General features: G+C 50.5%; 9 protein-coding genes and 1 tRNA gene. 8 read left to right on the top strand and 2 right to left on the bottom strand.

Annotated elements, in window-relative coordinates; genetic code table 11:
- Window positions 1–153: 153 nt before the first annotated feature.
- On the top strand, window positions 154–4173 hold the full coding sequence (locus RSX24_RS19780) for a S8 family serine peptidase (protein WP_343261597.1): 4020 nt from the start codon (window positions 154–156) through the stop codon (window positions 4171–4173).
- A 95-nt stretch (window positions 4174–4268) separates the two neighbouring features.
- On the opposite strand, the gene RSX24_RS19775 is transcribed toward RSX24_RS19780, so the two are convergent.
- Both RSX24_RS19775 and RSX24_RS19770 read right to left on the bottom strand, forming a co-directional pair.
- On the bottom strand, window positions 4269–5501 hold the full coding sequence (locus tag RSX24_RS19775; protein ID WP_343261596.1) for a CynX/NimT family MFS transporter: 1233 nt from the start codon (window positions 5499–5501) through the stop codon (window positions 4269–4271).
- A 417-nt stretch (window positions 5502–5918) separates the two neighbouring features.
- Window positions 5919–5992: transfer RNA gene (locus RSX24_RS19770), tRNA-Arg, on the bottom strand.
- Window positions 5993–6805: 813 nt separating this feature from the next.
- Between RSX24_RS19770 and RSX24_RS19765 the strand changes: the two genes are divergently transcribed.
- The 7 genes from RSX24_RS19765 (at window position 6806) to lon (ending at window position 17031) form a co-directional block, all read left to right on the top strand.
- The gene (locus tag RSX24_RS19765; protein WP_343261681.1) at window positions 6806–7738 is read left to right on the top strand and encodes a hypothetical protein; all 933 of its coding nucleotides are present in this window, start codon (window positions 6806–6808) and stop codon (window positions 7736–7738) included.
- Window positions 7739–7869: 131 nt separating this feature from the next.
- Window positions 7870–9210 (top strand): trigger factor, encoded by a 1341-nt coding sequence (gene tig, locus RSX24_RS19760; RefSeq protein WP_236414433.1) that lies wholly within the window; start codon window positions 7870–7872, stop codon window positions 9208–9210.
- Between the two features lie 359 nt (window positions 9211–9569).
- Entirely contained in the window at window positions 9570–10160 is a 591-nt protein-coding gene (clpP, locus tag RSX24_RS19755; protein ID WP_236414432.1) for an ATP-dependent Clp endopeptidase proteolytic subunit ClpP, read from the top strand.
- 14 nt (window positions 10161–10174) lie between these two features.
- Complete coding sequence (clpX, locus tag RSX24_RS19750; protein ID WP_236414431.1) at window positions 10175–11428, top strand: ATP-dependent protease ATP-binding subunit ClpX; 1254 nt, start codon at window positions 10175–10177, stop codon at window positions 11426–11428.
- Window positions 11429–11545: 117 nt separating this feature from the next.
- A complete protein-coding gene (gene ispG / locus RSX24_RS19745) occupies window positions 11546–12643 on the top strand; it encodes a flavodoxin-dependent (E)-4-hydroxy-3-methylbut-2-enyl-diphosphate synthase (protein ID WP_236414430.1) in 1098 nt (365 codons plus the stop codon).
- Between the two features lie 205 nt (window positions 12644–12848).
- Complete coding sequence (gene lonB / locus RSX24_RS19740) at window positions 12849–14606, top strand: ATP-dependent protease LonB (protein WP_343261595.1); 1758 nt, start codon at window positions 12849–12851, stop codon at window positions 14604–14606.
- 85 nt (window positions 14607–14691) lie between these two features.
- Entirely contained in the window at window positions 14692–17031 is a 2340-nt protein-coding gene (gene lon / locus RSX24_RS19735) for an endopeptidase La (RefSeq protein WP_236414428.1), read from the top strand.
- The last annotated feature ends 142 nt before the right edge of the window (window positions 17032–17173 follow it).

The raw sequence follows: 17173 nt of genomic DNA, 5'->3' as shown, positions 1-17173 counted from the left end.
AGGTTTACGTGGTGTTCTGCTCGAATAATTTACCAAGGGTCAAACTCTGGTTGAAGGAGGGATCGTTGATCGGGAGAGATGCTGTGTCGTTGCTTGGTGACCCGAACCGTTTTAGCGAATTAGCGAAAAAACCATGAGAAGGAGGGCTTGGCCATGAGTAAACGATTGTTGTCCGCATTTTTAAGCGCATTGTTGATGAGTACTGCCATCTTGCCGGCGGCTGGAGCCGCTCCAGCCGATCCGGCCGTTTCGCTTGAAGCGCCTGGTGCAGCCGAATTTAAGCAGTGGAAGGAAATTTTGGAGCAGCGGGAAGAACGACTGGGTGCCGAACCCTATCTGGATCAAAGCCTTGAAGGCCTTGGTGGACAGACAACCAAAGTCATCGTGGAGCTTTCCGATAAACCCGTGGCTGTAGCGCAAGGGGAAGCGACCCTTTCCGGCCGATCATTCACCTCCTCTATGGAAACAAATGCTGTCGCGCGAGTAGAACAACAACAACAGACATTTGTACATAACCTCACAAAGAACAACATCAGCCACGAGGTCGTGGAAAACTATGAATATGCACTTAATGGAATTGCCCTTGAGGTAAAAGGAAACCAGTTGGGGCAATTGATTCGTATGCCAGGGGTGGTCAGCGTTTATCCCGATACGGAAATATCTCTGGCACCAGAGAACGAAGAAGTCAATCCTTATATGAAGGATTCGGCGCCTTTCATTGGAGCCCCTGAAGTTTGGGAGCTTGGATACACGGGCGAGGGCGTCAAAGTCGGTGTCATTGATACGGGGATCGATTACGAGCATCCCAACCTCAAGGACGCCTATAAAGGCGGATGGGATTTTGTCGACAACGACGATGATCCGTACGAAACGACGCATGAAGAGTGGAAAGGTTCGGGGCAACCCGAATTTAACGAAAACGGCAGTGCATACTACACCTCTCACGGAACGCATGTTGCCGGTACCATCGCTGCCCGCGAAGCAGGCGATTTTGGCGTAAAAGGAGTAGCGCCTGAGGCCGAAATCTATGCCTACCGAGTGCTGGGCCCTTACGGCAGCGGCCAAACCTCCTGGGTTTTGGGCGGGATTGACCGTTCGGTGGAAGACAATATGGATATCATCAACCTTTCATTGGGCAATAAGTCGAACGATCCTAGTTATGTGACCTCTGTGGCGTTGAACAACGCGATGCTGGCTGGCGTCACCTCGGTCGTTGCAAGCGGCAATGATGGGCCTAATCGCTATACGTTGGGCTCGCCGGGGGCCTCGGCCATGGCGATCACGGTAGGGAATTCCACGGGACCGAGCCAGACGATTGCGGCAGATGCGCATTTTTGGATCGGCACGGAGGGCAAAGGGGAACTGCCTGAGGAACAACCCGTACCTGATGCAGAGCAAACACCCGAGTTGGGTCTTGTGCCAGAGGTAAACGATGAGGATGTCTCTGCTCAGGGCATGCCCGAGAATGGGGCAATATCCGATGATTCTTCGTTGAGCGCCCCCAAAGAGGAGCCTGCTGTTTCGGAAGAAGCCGCAGAGCACACCGAGCCTGAACAGGGAGCCGATGCTGATGGAGAATCGGGTCTTGAGGAACGTGTTGCTAATGAAGAACGTCCTGTAAGTGTACCTTCTGCGCCTGCAGAAGAAGACTCCAATTCAACGCCTGCAGTGGAAGCAGGTCTTCCTGCGCTTGATGCAGCGGCTGCTGATTCTTCGTCGGTAACAGAGTCCGTTTATCATCTGGATTTGATGGGATGGAATCTTGCGGAAGACCCGGAGGCGGTCTTGAATGGAAAATACGAATTGGTGTACACCGGTTTGGGCAAACCGGCCGATTTCGAAGGTAAAGAGATAAACGGTAAAATTGCGCTTATCCAACGCGGCGAGCTGGCGTTCGTGGAGAAGATCGCCAATGCCAAAGCGGCGGGCGCGGTAGCGGTCATTGTGTTTAACAATATTCCTGGCCCGATTGGGGTAAGCCTGGGGGATGATTTCGAATTCATTCCCGCCCTGAGCATGAGCAAGGAAGATGGAGAAGCCATCAAGGCTCAACTGGATGCCGGCCTTAAGGTCGAGGTCAGCTTCAGCGATTTTGTCAAAGACATGGCACCAGGCGACGAAGTATATACTTCAAGCTCCCGCGGACCTGCCAAAGTTACGCTAGACATTAAGCCGGACGTGGTGGCACCGGGAACAAGCATCTTGTCCACGATTCCTGCTTATGGCAAAGATGAGCCGGGAGCGGATTATACGCAGGCCTATGGCCGCAAAACGGGGACAAGCATGGCTACCCCGCATGTGGCGGGACTAACTGCTTTGCTCATCGAGAAACATCCCGATTGGACTCCTTTTGACATTAAAGCTGCGCTCATGAACAACACCAAGGTTCTGGATACTGCCAGCTATGACGTATTCGATCAAGGGGCTGGCCGCGTTCAGGCGGTTGAAGCGTTCGATCCCGAGGCTTTCGTGAAAGTCATGGACGTGACGAAATATACGGTCAGCGGCGAAGAGATCGAAAAAGAAAACATAACGGGCAGCATCAACTTTGGCAATTTCTTGAGCACGGACGAAAAAACGGTCAGCAAAACGATCAAGGTACAGGCGCTTAAGGGAGAAGGCGGGGATTATGCCGTATCCGTCAATCCGACGCGCACCGTGAACGGTGTTTCGGTATCCGTGGACAAGGCGTCCTTCACGCTGAACGGGGAGGAAGAAGTACAGGTTACGATTACAGTTCCAAAAGGCGTGACCACTGTAGGAGAAGCCCAAGGTTACCTTCAATTCAGCCATGGAACGAAAACGTACAGCGTGCCGTACGTAGCCCACTTCAATCTGACACAATCCGGCGTCAAGTATATCGAAACGAAATATGGCAATGAAACGAATCCGTTCCATTATCCGCTCAAGGCGGACGGTACGTTGGATACGTTGAACGTGGCGATGGAATTCCACAATCCGATGAATTTTGCGTTGATCGAAATTTTCAACGGCCTGGATCCGGAAGGTGGCCCTTACCAGGATGGATACATCGGGTACATTTTCGGAAATTATTATAACTTCAATGCAAATACGAGATACAATTTGGCTTGGACCGGGAATTATTTGGACTATGCGACAGAAGCAGCAATGGATATCCCGGACGGATTGTACACCGTGGATATTACGTCGATTGGAACGGACGGCAAAACGTATGTCGAAGACACGCCTCCGTTTTTGGTAAAGAAGACAGCCCCGGTCGTGACGGCTCCAGAGAAGCTTGAATTCGAACATGATGAAACGGTTGTCGTTGACGGCAGCGTGAAAGATTTGTACTTTCAGGTTGCCCCAGCGCTCCAAAGCGGCTGGAACATCGAGTTTGACCCTGCAGGCTCGTTGGACGCTGCGTATGTTGTGAAAAAGGAGGATGGATCCGTCTATGCGGAAGGCAAGTTAGACCTGCAGAACGACGGTACCTTCAGTCTTCCTTTGGATGGCATCGAAGCCGGCGAATATGTCGTCGAGTTCAGCGTAAAAGATCAACAGGGGCTTGCCGGTACCGCCAGAACGGCGCTCAGCTTGAAGTTCACGGAGCCTGAGCCGGAAACACCGGCAACCCGGGCGCCAGGAACCCCTGTATTGTCCCACAACAACGGTCATGCCAATGGCCTGCTCGGAGGCTCGTATACCGTTAGCATGAACATGTGGTGGGGGGAGAATGCCACAAGCTATAAGCTTTATGAAGACGGCGTGTTAATCGATACCCAGAAGCTGACCTATAATGCGCCTATGGCACAATTTGCCCAAACGAAGATTACGGGCAAAACAAATGGCACCTATACGTATGTAGCTGAACTGACAAACGACAAGGGCACAACGCGCAGTCAAACGCTGACTGTCCGGGTTACCGATGCATCGCCAGGCAAGGCTGTACTTTCCCACGATAACTGGGATGGAGATGGAAACTACAAGATCACCATGAACTTGTGGTGGGGAACCAATGCGACGGAGTATCGTCTTTACGAAAATGATCAGTTGATCGATACTCAAGCACTGGGCGCAGCTACGCCTTCTGCTCAACGTGCGGTTAGCGAGCTGTCGGGTCGTGCTTCAGGTACGTATACGTACAGGGCGGAATTAATCAACGAAGCTGGAGTGACCAGCACCGATAAAATTACGGTAAAAGTGAAGTAGAATATAGGACAACATCAAAACGGCCTTCATCCTTGATTTCAAGGGATGAAGGCCGTTTTGATTGGATTCGTATTTTCGTTTCGGCGGTGTGAAATTTACCCGATTACGCGATCCTTGCTTGCCTGGATGCCTGCGATTAATAAAACAACGGCAAGGATAACCTGAACCAACAGGGGAATGGTCCATCCTTTCGTCCAATCATGCAGCACGCCGAATAACAAAGGACCACCTGCTGCCAGCATATAACCAAAAGACTGGGCCATGCCCGACATGCTCGCAGCCTGCCTCGCGTCACTTGTGCGAAGAACAAAGAACATGGTTACTACGCCGAATGAAGCGCCTGCTCCGATGCCTGCCAAAATGACGCCCGTGGTCACGAGGGAAGAAATGCCGCTTAACAAGAAGGAATACCCAATAATCAAAGACGAGCAAGTCATGATGGTAAGAACACGTTGATCTCTGGTTCTTCCGGCAAGAATGGGAACGATGAAGCTCGCTGGCACACTAACCATTTGCATGAGAGAAAGAATCCAGCCTGCAGAGGTGGCACTAAAGCCTTGTTCGGCAAGAATCTCCGGAAGCCAGGTAATCGTGGTATAAAATATTAAAGACTGCAGCCCCATAAACATGGTAATGGCCCATGCGAGCGAAGAAGTGCGAAGCCGTACGGTCGCTCCCTGTACATGGCCTGAGACTTGAAGCTTCTGCCGGCGTCCTGCCGCGACGTGCGGAATCCACAACACAAGCGCCAAGATGGATAATAAAGCCCACATGCCTAATGAGGCGCGCCATCCCATGGAAGTTGCCCCCGACGCCGGCACGCTGATCCCGGAAGCGATGGCGCCGAATATGTTCATCGATACGGAATATAGTCCGGTTACGATGCCTACCCTTAAAGGGAAGTCCCGTTTGATCAAGCTTGGAAGCAGCACATTGCTTAACGCTATGCCGCATCCCAGAATGGCCGTTCCCGCATATAAAGCAAAAACGGAGGGCAGCAATCTTAAGGCCACCCCAAGGGTCACGATCATAATGGCCATAAACAAGGCAATTTCTAATCCCCAACGTTTGGCCAGGCGCGGTGCGAAGGGAGAGACCGCGGCAAAGGCAAGCAGAGGGAGCGATGTTAAGAGCCCTGCCATCGTATGGCCGATTCCCGTGTCTGCGCGGATCATTTCCACGACGGGACCGGTGGCCGTAATCGGTGAACGCATGGTGGCCGCGATAACGATAATGCCTGCCAATAACAGGCCGAATTTCTTCGATGCAGCCGAATGCTCTTCTGCAGAAGAAGGGGAAGAAGCGTGTTGCTGTATTGATAATGACATGGTAAAGTCTCCTGTGTTCTATGAAGTGAATATGTATGCATTGATACATATACATCTGCAAGCATAACACTACATGTCAATGCCTTCAATGGGAGGGCAAAAGATACGATGCTTAAGATGTATCGGTTTAATATGTAATTATAAACACATATAAATGGAGGGGAGTAGTAGTCAGAGTGGATAAAAAGTGGAGTGCGTCGAATCTGGCGCAAGTTATTTAGAGATTTTTCAATGGGATTCTCATCCCCGGACGCAAAAAAAGCTCTTATTCAGAGCTTTTCTTTTTACGTCCCAGGAGGGATACTCTCCTTACAGTCGAGACTGCGATGTAATCCTCCCGAAGCCTATGCTCCGACGAACCAATGGGGTTCTCATCCCCGAAACGCAAAAAAAGCTCTTAACAGAGCTTTTTCATTACGTCCCAGGAGGGATTCGAACCCCCGACCGACGGCTTAGAAGGCCGTTGCTCTATCCAGCTGAGCTACTGGGACATATTTTTTTCGCGCAAAAATGATTATATCACAATGAATTCGGGAGATCAAGTCTTTTGTTCTATGTTGGTCAATTGCCACGATGTTCGGCAGGGTTGAGCTCGTTCCCCTCTTTTATTTTGAAATTAAAGATCTGTATGATTTCTTGCAGAGTTGACCAAACTGAGGAATTGGGATTTAAGGGTGCCTAAATATATGACTGATATTTTTCTTCCGAATACCAGATCGAAAAATTCCCTCAGTCTTCAAGCTCTAACGAACATAAGAAGTCTTATATGCTGATTTTAAGGGGGCAGAAACTTCTAACGAACCTGAGCGCTGCTATTTGGTGGTGTTTAGCCTGTTCATACCATATACCGTCTGAATAGCGTGTCTAAAGTTCGCTAGAAAATGAACATGCCCGAAAAGCAGTAAATGAGGTGTCTCAGATTCGTAAGAGGTAGGTTCGGTACAGGTGCTGACCGTTGGCGACTTCCAGCACCTGTTGATCCGACAAAATGGAGGCACTTCTGATATTGCAAGAAAAACAACCGATAAACGCGGTCTGTCTTCTTTGACGGATACACCGATTGAAGTTTTTCTTATAATATCAAACTGAGATCCATCAAGACACACATCTGGATATTGCAAGAAAAACAACCGATGAACGCGGTCTGTCTTCATTGGTGATACATCGATTGAAGTTTTTCTTATATTTGGCATTATGTTAGAATATCAGGTGAACTCGGGAAATGGACGCGTTTTTCGTTTAATATACATCGAATCGGGGTTTGATGCCACTGATGATTCAGGACATATGAGGAGGTGCTCCTTATCAAGGAATCCAATAATCGGGAAACCGGTAAGGACAATAATTTAATTCTTTTTCCGAAAACGCTGGACTATTACCAAATTCAGTTGACGGTTATGCTGGAGAACGAACGGTATGGCGAAGCGATGAATATGCTGCGATTCTTGTTGCAGTGCCAAGGGGAAGAGGAACGGCATCATGAGGAATGGAGAGCGCTGCTCGAATGGCTTGAGGCTGCTTTTCCCGAATACGAGCAGATGGCGGAGACCGATCAGGAGGATCAGGACGAAGAAATCAGCGAACAAGACATGGCTCGCGAGCATGCCCGACTTAAGCTTGAGCAGGATAGCGGTTATGCAGACAAACTGCTTCGCACGGTAAAGGAAGAGCCGTTATCCGAACAAACGATGCTGGCTCTGGAGCAGCTGGCTTACCTGGAGCTGCCGGAAATCGATGACGCGCTTATAGATTGGTTAAAGGAAAAGGCGCTTCATCCTTTGCTTCAATTCCGCGTGCTTCAGACACTGAGGCGCAGAGGCGTGCAGCAGGTCGTGTCTTTTACACGGGGAGAAGAACGGATCGAGGTGGATGTAGAAACGGTTCCGCTTAGTCCGGAGGATTTTCCGATCCAGATTGTTCACATTTTGGAAAGGGTCGCCGATCAAACGGAAGTGCACGAGCCAACGCTTTTTTATTTTGCACAGGAATTATGGGTGCAGTTTGTCATGGCCGTGTACGGAACGCGTGATTACCAAACGATGCTTGAAGATGATGATTTGATGACCGACATTTGGGCAGCCGCCCTGCACATGACCGTGGCTGACAGTTTGGGCGGGGCACATGACGAGGAAGAAATTCGTTCCATGTATGCCGTTTCGGGGCCTTTGCGCTTCCGATTGGAGCAGGCATATCGTTCCATGAAACAATTTGTTTCGACAGGTTTGGAGGGCGGGTAAGGGGCGGAAACGTTTTCCTTAACCTGCCTCAAGGGATTCCCCTTGAAAAAGAATGTAAACTTGTTTATACTAAAATGGTTATTTTGTGATCGCCTACGTGAACATGTGAATTTTGGAGGGGACAGTTTATAATGAAAGCAACTTGGGAAAAGATAGAGAAGAACGTTGGGGTTCTTGAAGTTGAAGTGGATGCAGAACGTGTAGCTGCAGCTCTCGACAAAGCTTTTAATAAAGTGGTAAAACAAGCGAACGTGCCTGGATTCCGTAAAGGTAGAGTGCCACGTCCGATTTTTGAAGCGCGCTTCGGCGTGGAAAGCCTGTATCAGGATGCAATCGACATTCTGCTGCCAGAGGTTTACACTGAAGCGATCGATCAAACGGATATTTTCCCGGTAGATCGTCCTGACGTGGACATCGAGCAATTTGGCAAAGGACAAGCTTTCAAATTCAAAGCAAAAGTAACCGTTAAGCCTGAAGTAACGCTGGGCGACTACAAAGGTGTGGAAGTTGCTGTAGCAAAAGCTGAAGTAACTGAAGCAGACGTAAATGAAGAGCTCGAGCGTCTTCAACAACGTCATGCAGAACTCGTTGTGATCGACGAAGGCGCTGCACAAAATGGCGATATCGCTGTAATCGACTTCGACGGCTCCGTTGACGGTGTTCCTTTCGAAGGCGGCAAAGCGGAGCGTTACTCCTTGGAGCTGGGCTCCAACACATTCATTCCAGGTTTCGAAGAGCAAGTTGTGGGTCTGTCCACAGGCGACTTCAAAGACGTGGAAGTGACTTTCCCTGAAACGTACCATGCTGCCGAACTGGCTGGCAAACAAGCCGTATTCAAAGTGAAAGTTCACGAAATCAAACGCAAACAGCTTCCTGAGCTGGATGACGAGTTTGCTAAAGACGTCAGCGAATTCGATACTCTGGAAGAGTACAAAGCTGACCTGAAAACACAACTGGAATCCCGCAAAGCGGACGAGTTCAAAGGCGCTCAAGAGAATGCCGTTGTGGAAAAAGTGGCCGAAAACGCCGAAGTGGAAATCCCTTCTGCGATGATCGACAGCGAAGTTCAAAACATGATGCGCGATTTCGACAACCGTCTGCGCAGCCAAGGCATGAACCTCGAAATGTTCCTGAGCTTCTCCGGTCAAACGCAAGCTGACCTGAGAGGACAAATGAAAGACGATGCAGCGAAGCGCGTTCGCAACAACCTCGTGTTGGAAGCTGTAGGTAAAGCGGAAAACATCGAAGTTTCCGACGAAGAAGTGAATCAAGAGCTTGAAAAAATGGCCGAGTCCTACAAGCGTTCCGCTGAAGAGATCCGCGGCATTCTGGAAAGCAACGGTTCCCTTGACAGCCTTCGCGAAGAAGTGAAACTGCGCAAAACCATCGACGTTCTCGTGGAGAACAGCACTGTGGTTGAGCCGGTTGAAGCTCCAGCGGAAGAAGCTGCTGCAGAAGCTGACGAAAAATAAGACAAGCTGTTGGATAACAGCTGAATAACGATAAGGCACGTGATTCATTGCGTGCCTTATTTTTAAATTACGACATCCATTTTATGCATAAATGATTCACGAAATGGATGGTTTTTTACCGGCTGCAGATTCCGATTCCCGGCGGAGCGAATTAAAAAGGGATAAGGGCATAGGATGCCTCCGATTTGCACATACATAGAAAACATGGTTAAATATGATCAGGCTAAAAAGCAAACCAACTTTTACTTGACACATTCCTGGAAAAATGACATTGTCATCGGAACGTGTTAGAATAAAATTTGGGGTATGCTTTAATGGTGGCCCGATGTCCAATTACATGTAGAAAAGAGGTTGGTCTCATGAGTCTGGTGCCAATGGTTGTGGAACAAACCAATCGAGGCGAACGGTCTTACGATATATATTCGCGTTTGCTGAAGGATCGCATTATCTTTCTGACCAGTGCGATTGATGACGATGTAGCCAATCTTGTCATAGCACAGCTTTTGTTCTTGGCGGCCGAGGATCCCGAGAAGGATATCAGCTTGTACATTAATTCGCCGGGTGGCTCTGTCACCGCAGGAATGGGTATATACGATACGATGCAATATATTAAGCCAGATGTTTCTACCATCTGCGTAGGGATGGCGGCAAGTATGGGATCGTTGCTGCTGACAGCCGGCGCGCCTGGCAAAAGATATGCGCTCTCCAATAGCGAAGTGATGATCCACCAGCCGCTCGGCGGCATACAAGGACAGGCTGCGGACATTAAAATCCATGCAGACTGGATCATCAAGACGCGCCAAAAATTGAACCAAATTTACGTCGAACGTACAGGTCAGCCCCTTGATAAAATTGAGCGGGATACGGACCGTGATTTTTTCATGAGCGCTGAAGAAGCCAAGGCTTACGGCATTATTGACCAGGTGCTCACCAGACCGATCAATTCCTAAAGGGGTGGTTTCACATGTTTAAATTCAACGATGAGAAAGGGCAGCTGAAATGCTCTTTTTGCGGTAAATCTCAGGAGCAAGTTCGCAAGCTTGTTGCGGGACCCGGTGTTTACATTTGTGATGAATGCATCGAGTTGTGCACCGAAATCGTGGAGGAAGAGCTCGGACATGATGAAGAGCTTGATCTGAAAGATATTCCGAAACCGAAAGAAATCCGCGACATTCTCGACCAATACGTCATTGGACAAGATTTTGCGAAAAAATCTCTTTCCGTAGCGGTGTATAACCACTATAAACGGATCAACACACAAAACAAAATTGAGGATGTCGAGCTGCAAAAGAGTAATATCCTACTGCTCGGTCCAACCGGTTCCGGTAAAACGTTGCTCGCGCAAACGATGGCCAAAATCCTTAACGTTCCTTTTGCCATTGCGGATGCCACTTCCTTGACGGAAGCAGGTTACGTAGGTGAGGACGTTGAGAACATTTTGCTCAAATTGATTCAAGCTGCGGACTACGATGTGGAAAAAGCGGAACGCGGAATTATTTATATTGATGAGATTGATAAAGTGGCGCGCAAATCCGAGAATCCGTCTATTACACGCGACGTATCGGGTGAAGGTGTGCAGCAAGCATTGCTTAAAATTTTGGAGGGTACGGTTGCTTCGGTTCCGCCGCAAGGTGGCCGCAAGCATCCGCATCAAGAGTTTATCCAGATCGATACGACGAACATTTTGTTCATCTGCGGCGGAGCCTTCGATGGTCTGGAGCAAATGATCAAACGCCGGATCGGCAAAAAAGTGATCGGTTTCAACACCGTATCCGAGCAAAAGGACCTGAAGCCAGGCGAATACCTGGGCATGGTTCTGCCGGAAGACCTGTTGAAATTCGGTTTGATTCCGGAGTTCGTAGGTCGTCTTCCAGTAATCTCCACGTTGGAGCCGCTGGATGAAGACACGCTGGTACGGATTTTGTCCGAGCCGAAAAATGCGTTGACCAAACAATATCAGAAGCTGCTTGAGATGGACAATGTTAATCTGTCCTTCGAACCGGCTGCTTTGCTTGCCATCGCCAAAGAAGCGATTAAACGTAACACGGGTGCACGCGGATTGCGTGCGATCATCGAGGGCATCATGCTGGATATCATGTATGAAGTGCCTTCGCGCGAAGATGTTACGAACTGCGTGATTACCGAAGAGGTCGTAGAGAAAAAAGTCGTGCCTGAACTTGGCCAATCGAAGGACGACAAGCAGGAGGAGAGTGCCTGAATCAGGCGCTTTTCCGTCCGGCTCTGAAATATAGACTTGTCAGTTCTCCACCTTGGCAGAAGGCGTAAGGCATTCTGTTAAGGTGGAGCTTTGACGTTATGGGGAGAGAAATCACTCATGTATTTAAGACAAGATACACGTCCCGTCAAAGTCGGGAACTTAACGATCGGCGGCAACAACGAAGTCATTATCCAAAGCATGTGTACAACCAAGACGGCAGACGTTGAGGCAACCGTAGCAGAGATTTTGCGACTTGAGGAAGCAGGATGCCAGATCGTGCGTGTAACAGTGAATAATGAGGAAGCTGCCGCAGCCATCAAGGAGATCAAAAAACGCATTCATATTCCACTGGTGGCGGATATTCATTTCAACTACAAGCTTGCTCTTCTGGCGATCGAGAACGGGATCGATAAAGTGCGGATCAATCCGGGCAACATCGGTAAACGTGCGAAAGTCGAAGAGGTCGTCAAAGCCTGCAAAGAACGTGGCATTCCGATTCGGATCGGGGTCAATGCCGGGTCGCTTGAGAATCATTTGCTTGAAAAATACGGATATCCTACAGCCGATGCTATGGTAGAAAGTGCCCTTTATCACATAGGCATTCTGGAAGAACTCGATTTCCACGACATTATCGTATCGCTCAAAGCTTCAGATGTGCCGATGGCTATTGCGGCGTACTCCAAGGCAGCCGAGCTGATCAGGTATCCGCTGCATCTGGGTATTACGGAAGCGGGGACGCTGTTCTCGGGAACGATCAAAAGTTCTGCCGGCATGGGCGCGCTGTTGTCGATGGGCATCGGTTCCACGATGCGTATTTCGCTCAGCGCGGACCCGGTGGAAGAAATCAAGGTTGCCCGCGATTTGCTCAAAACCTTTGGATTGATTTCCAATGCAGCGACGCTGATTTCCTGTCCGACATGCGGACGTCTGGATATCGACCTGTTCTCGATTGCCAACGAGGTCGAGGAATATATTTCGAAGCTGAAAGTGCCGATCAAGGTCTCCGTGCTTGGTTGTGCCGTTAACGGTCCGGGAGAGGCGAAGGAAGCGGATATCGGCATTGCGGGAGCGCGCGGCGAAGGACTGCTGTTCCGTCACGGCCAAATGATTCGCAAGGTACCGGAAGAAATTATGGTCGACGAACTCAAAAAGGAAATTGATCAAATCGTCGAAGCCTATGAGAAGACAGGAGTTATTCCTGGTCGATCGCACTGATTGCTCGATCATTCATATGCAAAATACAAGAAAACCCGTCAGCGATGGCGGGTTTTCTTGTGTTTGCAAGCCGACCAACCGTCGAGCCGTAACGTTAATCCACATAATTTCATTCCTGCCCGTTTACGTCTTAGGGAAAAGGCTATACTACCAAGTATTAGCATGGTCTCAGAATAATGAATACTGGACAGGAGGATGTGGAGACATGGGTGAATTAGGTATGGTATTCATGTTGATTCAGCTATTTTTCGGCGTGGTGATCGGCTTGTACTTCTGGAATCTGCTTCGGAGCCAGAAAACAAACCGCGGTGCGGTTGAGCGCGAATCCCGCAAGGAGCTGGAGAAGCTGCGCAAGCTGCGCTCCATCTCGCTGACAAAGCCGCTGGCGGAAAAGACGCGGCCGATGACGATAAACGATATTGTTGGACAAAAGGACGGGTTGCGCGCTCTGAAAGCGGCATTATGCAGTGCCAACCCGCAGCACGTCATCATTTATGGACCTCCGGGCGTCGGAAAAACGGCTGCCGCAAGGGTAGTGTTGGAGGAAGCGAAAAAAAATCCGTCGTCCCCGTTTAAGCCGGACGCCAAGTTTACGGAGCTGGACGCTACGACCGCCCGGTTCGACGAGCGCGGAATTGCTGACCCGTTGATCGGATCGGTACATGATCCCATTTATCAGGGAGCTGGGGCCATGGGTGTTGCCGGCATTCCGCAGCCGAAACCCGGGGCGGTGACGAAGGCCCACGGAGGCATGCTTTTTATTGACGAGATTGGCGAATTGCACTCCATTCAGATGAACAAATTACTAAAAGTGCTGGAAGACCGCAAAGTCTTTTTGGAAAGTGCGTACTATAATTCAGAGGACACACATACTCCTGCTTATATCCACGATATTTTCCAAAACGGTCTACCTGCTGATTTTCGTCTGGTTGGTGCGACCACGCGTTCGCCGCATGAGCTTCCGCCTGCATTGCGTTCGCGCTGTATGGAAGTATATTTCCGTCCACTGCTGCCGGAGGAGATTGGGCGGATCGCCGAGGACGCAATTCAAAAGATTGGCTTCAACCCCTGCCCCGAGGCAGTGGACGTTGTGAAGCGCTATGCGACCAATGGACGCGAAGCGGTAAACATCGTTCAGCTTGCCGCCGGGCTTGCGTTGACAGAGAAGCGCGAGATGCTGCAGGCATCTGACGTGGAATGGGTAGCTGGCAGCAGCCAGATTCAACCACGCCCGGAGCGCAAAATTCCCCAGCATCCGCAGGTCGGTTTCGTAAACGGTTTGGCCGTATATGGGCCGAACATGGGCACCATTCTCGAAATTGAAGTATCGGCTGTGCCGGCGGCAAAAGAACAAGGACGCATCAACATTACGGGTGTAGTGGATGAAGAAGAAATCGGCGGCGGATCCCGCACGCTTCGGCGCAAGAGCATGGCCAAAGGCTCGGTGGAAAACGTGCTCACCGTACTGAAGTCGATGGGACTTCGCCCATATGATTATGATTTGCATATCAACTTTCCGGGAGGTACGCCCATTGACGGCCCGTCTGCGGGGATTGCGATGGCAACTGCGATCGCTTCGGCCATACAGGAGCGCCCGGTAGACCACGAAATGGCCATGACGGGCGAGATCAGCATCCATGGCCGCGTGAAGCCGATCGGCGGCGTGTTGGCCAAAGTGGAGGCAGCCTTCCAGGCGGGGGCCAAAAAGGTCATCATCCCGGCTGAAAATTGGCAGTCCATTTTTGAAAACCTGGACGGTGTGCGGGTGGTGCCTGTGAGTACGGTGCAGGAGGTATTCCAAGAGGTTTTCTCATGGGTGCCGGATGCCCAGCAGGCCAAGGAGCAGCGAATGGTGGAGGAACCGGCTGCGCCGGCCTCAGATATTTTTCCGCCGGCCTCTGCCTCCATTTTGCGCGCGGATCTGCCGCGCCCGGGACAGGTTAGCGATTCGGGAAGCTGCTAAGAGCTTCCCTTCATTGGTTTTTTATGTGAACATTTGATAAAATAATATGGATTACAACCTGAGAGCCATTGGAGGTGCGAAAGCGATGGGACCGAGCAAAACGAAAGGTCGTCGTTTTCCTTTACTGCCTTTAAGAGGACTTCTCGTCTACCCGAGTATGGTACTGCATCTCGATGTGGGCCGGGAGAAATCGGTCAAGGCTTTAGAAAAAGCGATGGTAGAAGAACATTTGATTCTCCTGTGTTCCCAAGCCGAAGTCAATATTGAGGAACCTACCCCTGAGGATATTTTCAAAATCGGAACGGTAGCCAAAGTCAGACAAATGCTGAAGCTGCCTAACGGAACGATTCGTGTGCTGGTGGAAGGCCTGGAACGGGCTGAAATCATTGAATATACGGATAACGAGGAATTTTACGAGGTGCTCGCGCAGGAGCTGCCTGAAGAGGACAACGTTCATCCGGAGACGGATGCGCTTATGCGGACGGTGCTTAACCAGTTCGAAACCTATATTAATTTATCTAAAAAAGTAACTCCCGAGACGCTTGCGGCTGTGTCGGACATTGAAGAGCCGGGACGTCTTGCCGACGTGATCACAAGCCACCTGTCCCTTAAAATCAAGGACAAACAGGAGATTTTGGAAACGATCGACGTGCGTGAGCGGCTGGAGAAGCTGCTTGACATTTTGAATAACGAACGCGAAGTGCTTGAACTGGAACGAAAGATCAGCCAGCGCGTGAAAAAACAGATGGAAAAAACACAAAAGGAATATTATTTGCGCGAACAGATGAAAGCAATCCAGAAGGAGCTCGGCGAAAAAGAAGGCCGTGCCGGCGAAGTGGAAGAGCTGCGGAGCCAGATGGAAGCACTGAATCTGCCTGAGCAGGTCAAGGAAAAAATCGAGAAGGAAATCGACCGCCTTGAAAAAATGCCCGCAAGCTCCGCCGAAGGCGGGGTTATTCGCAACTATGTGGATTGGCTGCTGGCTCTGCCGTGGAGCCATATGACCGAGGACGATCTCGATATCCAGAAGGCCGAGGATGTGCTGAATGCCGATCATTATGGCCTGGAGAAACCAAAGGAACGCGTGCTTGAGTATCTGGCCGTTCAGAAGCTGGTGAAAAAGCTTAAAGGACCGATTCTATGCCTGGTAGGACCGCCAGGGGTCGGCAAAACGTCGCTGGCCCGTTCTATTGCCAGATCGCTCGGTCGGGAATTTGTGCGCATTTCCTTGGGCGGCGTGCGGGATGAAGCCGAAATTCGCGGTCATCGGCGCACCTATGTAGGGGCGATGCCGGGGCGCGTTATTCAAGGCATGAAGACGGCAGGTTCGTTGAATCCTGTTTTCCTGCTGGACGAGATCGACAAAATGGCTTCGGACTTCCGGGGCGATCCGTCAGCTGCGCTGCTCGAAGTGCTCGATCCGGAGCAAAACAATACGTTCAGCGACCATTTCGTGGAGCTGCCTTTTGACTTATCCAACGTCATGTTTGTAACGACGGCCAATACGGTGCACAACATTCCGCGTCCGCTTCTGGATCGCATGGAAATGCTGAACATTCCGGGTTATACGGAGCTGGAAAAGCTGCAGATTGCCAAAAACTATCTGCTTCCGAAGCAGAAACGCGATCATGGCCTGGAAGAAAACCAACTGCATGTGGGAGACGATAGCTTGCTGCGCGTCATTCGAGAATACACCCGCGAATCCGGCGTACGCAACCTGGAACAACAGATGGCTTCGCTCTGCCGCAAAGCGGCGAAAAATATCGTTTCAGGCGCGGAAACGCCGATTAACATCGAGCCGGATGACGTTAAGGAATATTTGGGCCCGGGCAAATTCCGTTACGGGATGGCCGAATTGGAAGATCAAATCGGTACGGTGACGGGGCTGGCATGGACCGAGGTCGGCGGGGACACGCTTGTGATTGAAGTCACCGTGGTGCCAGGTACGGGCAAGCTGACGTTGACGGGCAAGCTCGGTGATGTCATGAAGGAATCCGCCCAGGCGGCATTCAGCTATACCCGTTCCAAAGCGGCTCAGCTGGGCATTCCGGCCGATTTTCACGAGAAAAACGACATTCACATTCACGTACCGGAGGGAGCGATTCCGAAGGATGGTCCGTCGGCGGGAATCACGATGGCGACGGCTCTCATCTCGGCGCTGACCAACAAACACGTCTCCAAAGACATCGCCATGACAGGCGAAATCACGCTGCGTGGACGCGTTTTGCCGATTGGCGGCCTGAAGGAGAAGTCCCTCGCTGCCCATCGCGCGGGTTACAAAAAAATATTATTGCCCAAGGACAATGAGCGGGATTTGCGGGACATTCCGGACAGCATCAAGGAAGATGTGGAATTTGTGCCCGTAGCCCACATGGATCAAGTGCTGCAGCATGCACTGGTAGAGCAAACGGGAATCCAATTGTAGCGCGCCATCCGAGGGAGCGTATGAAGAATAAACCGTTCTGCGGAGGCTTCGGCGTCCGCTGGAACGGTTTTTTTGGTATGATGGTGATGATGAACGACCTGCCCTCATCGATTCTCGTTGAGTGGGCAGGGGTAAAGAGAGG

The sequence above is a fragment of the Paenibacillus hubeiensis genome, from assembly GCF_032334105.1.
Taxonomy (GTDB): Bacteria; Bacillota; Bacilli; order Paenibacillales; family Paenibacillaceae; genus Paenibacillus; species Paenibacillus hubeiensis.
Note: the sequence above shows the minus strand (reverse complement) of the source record. Positions and strands in the feature narration are given on the sequence as shown.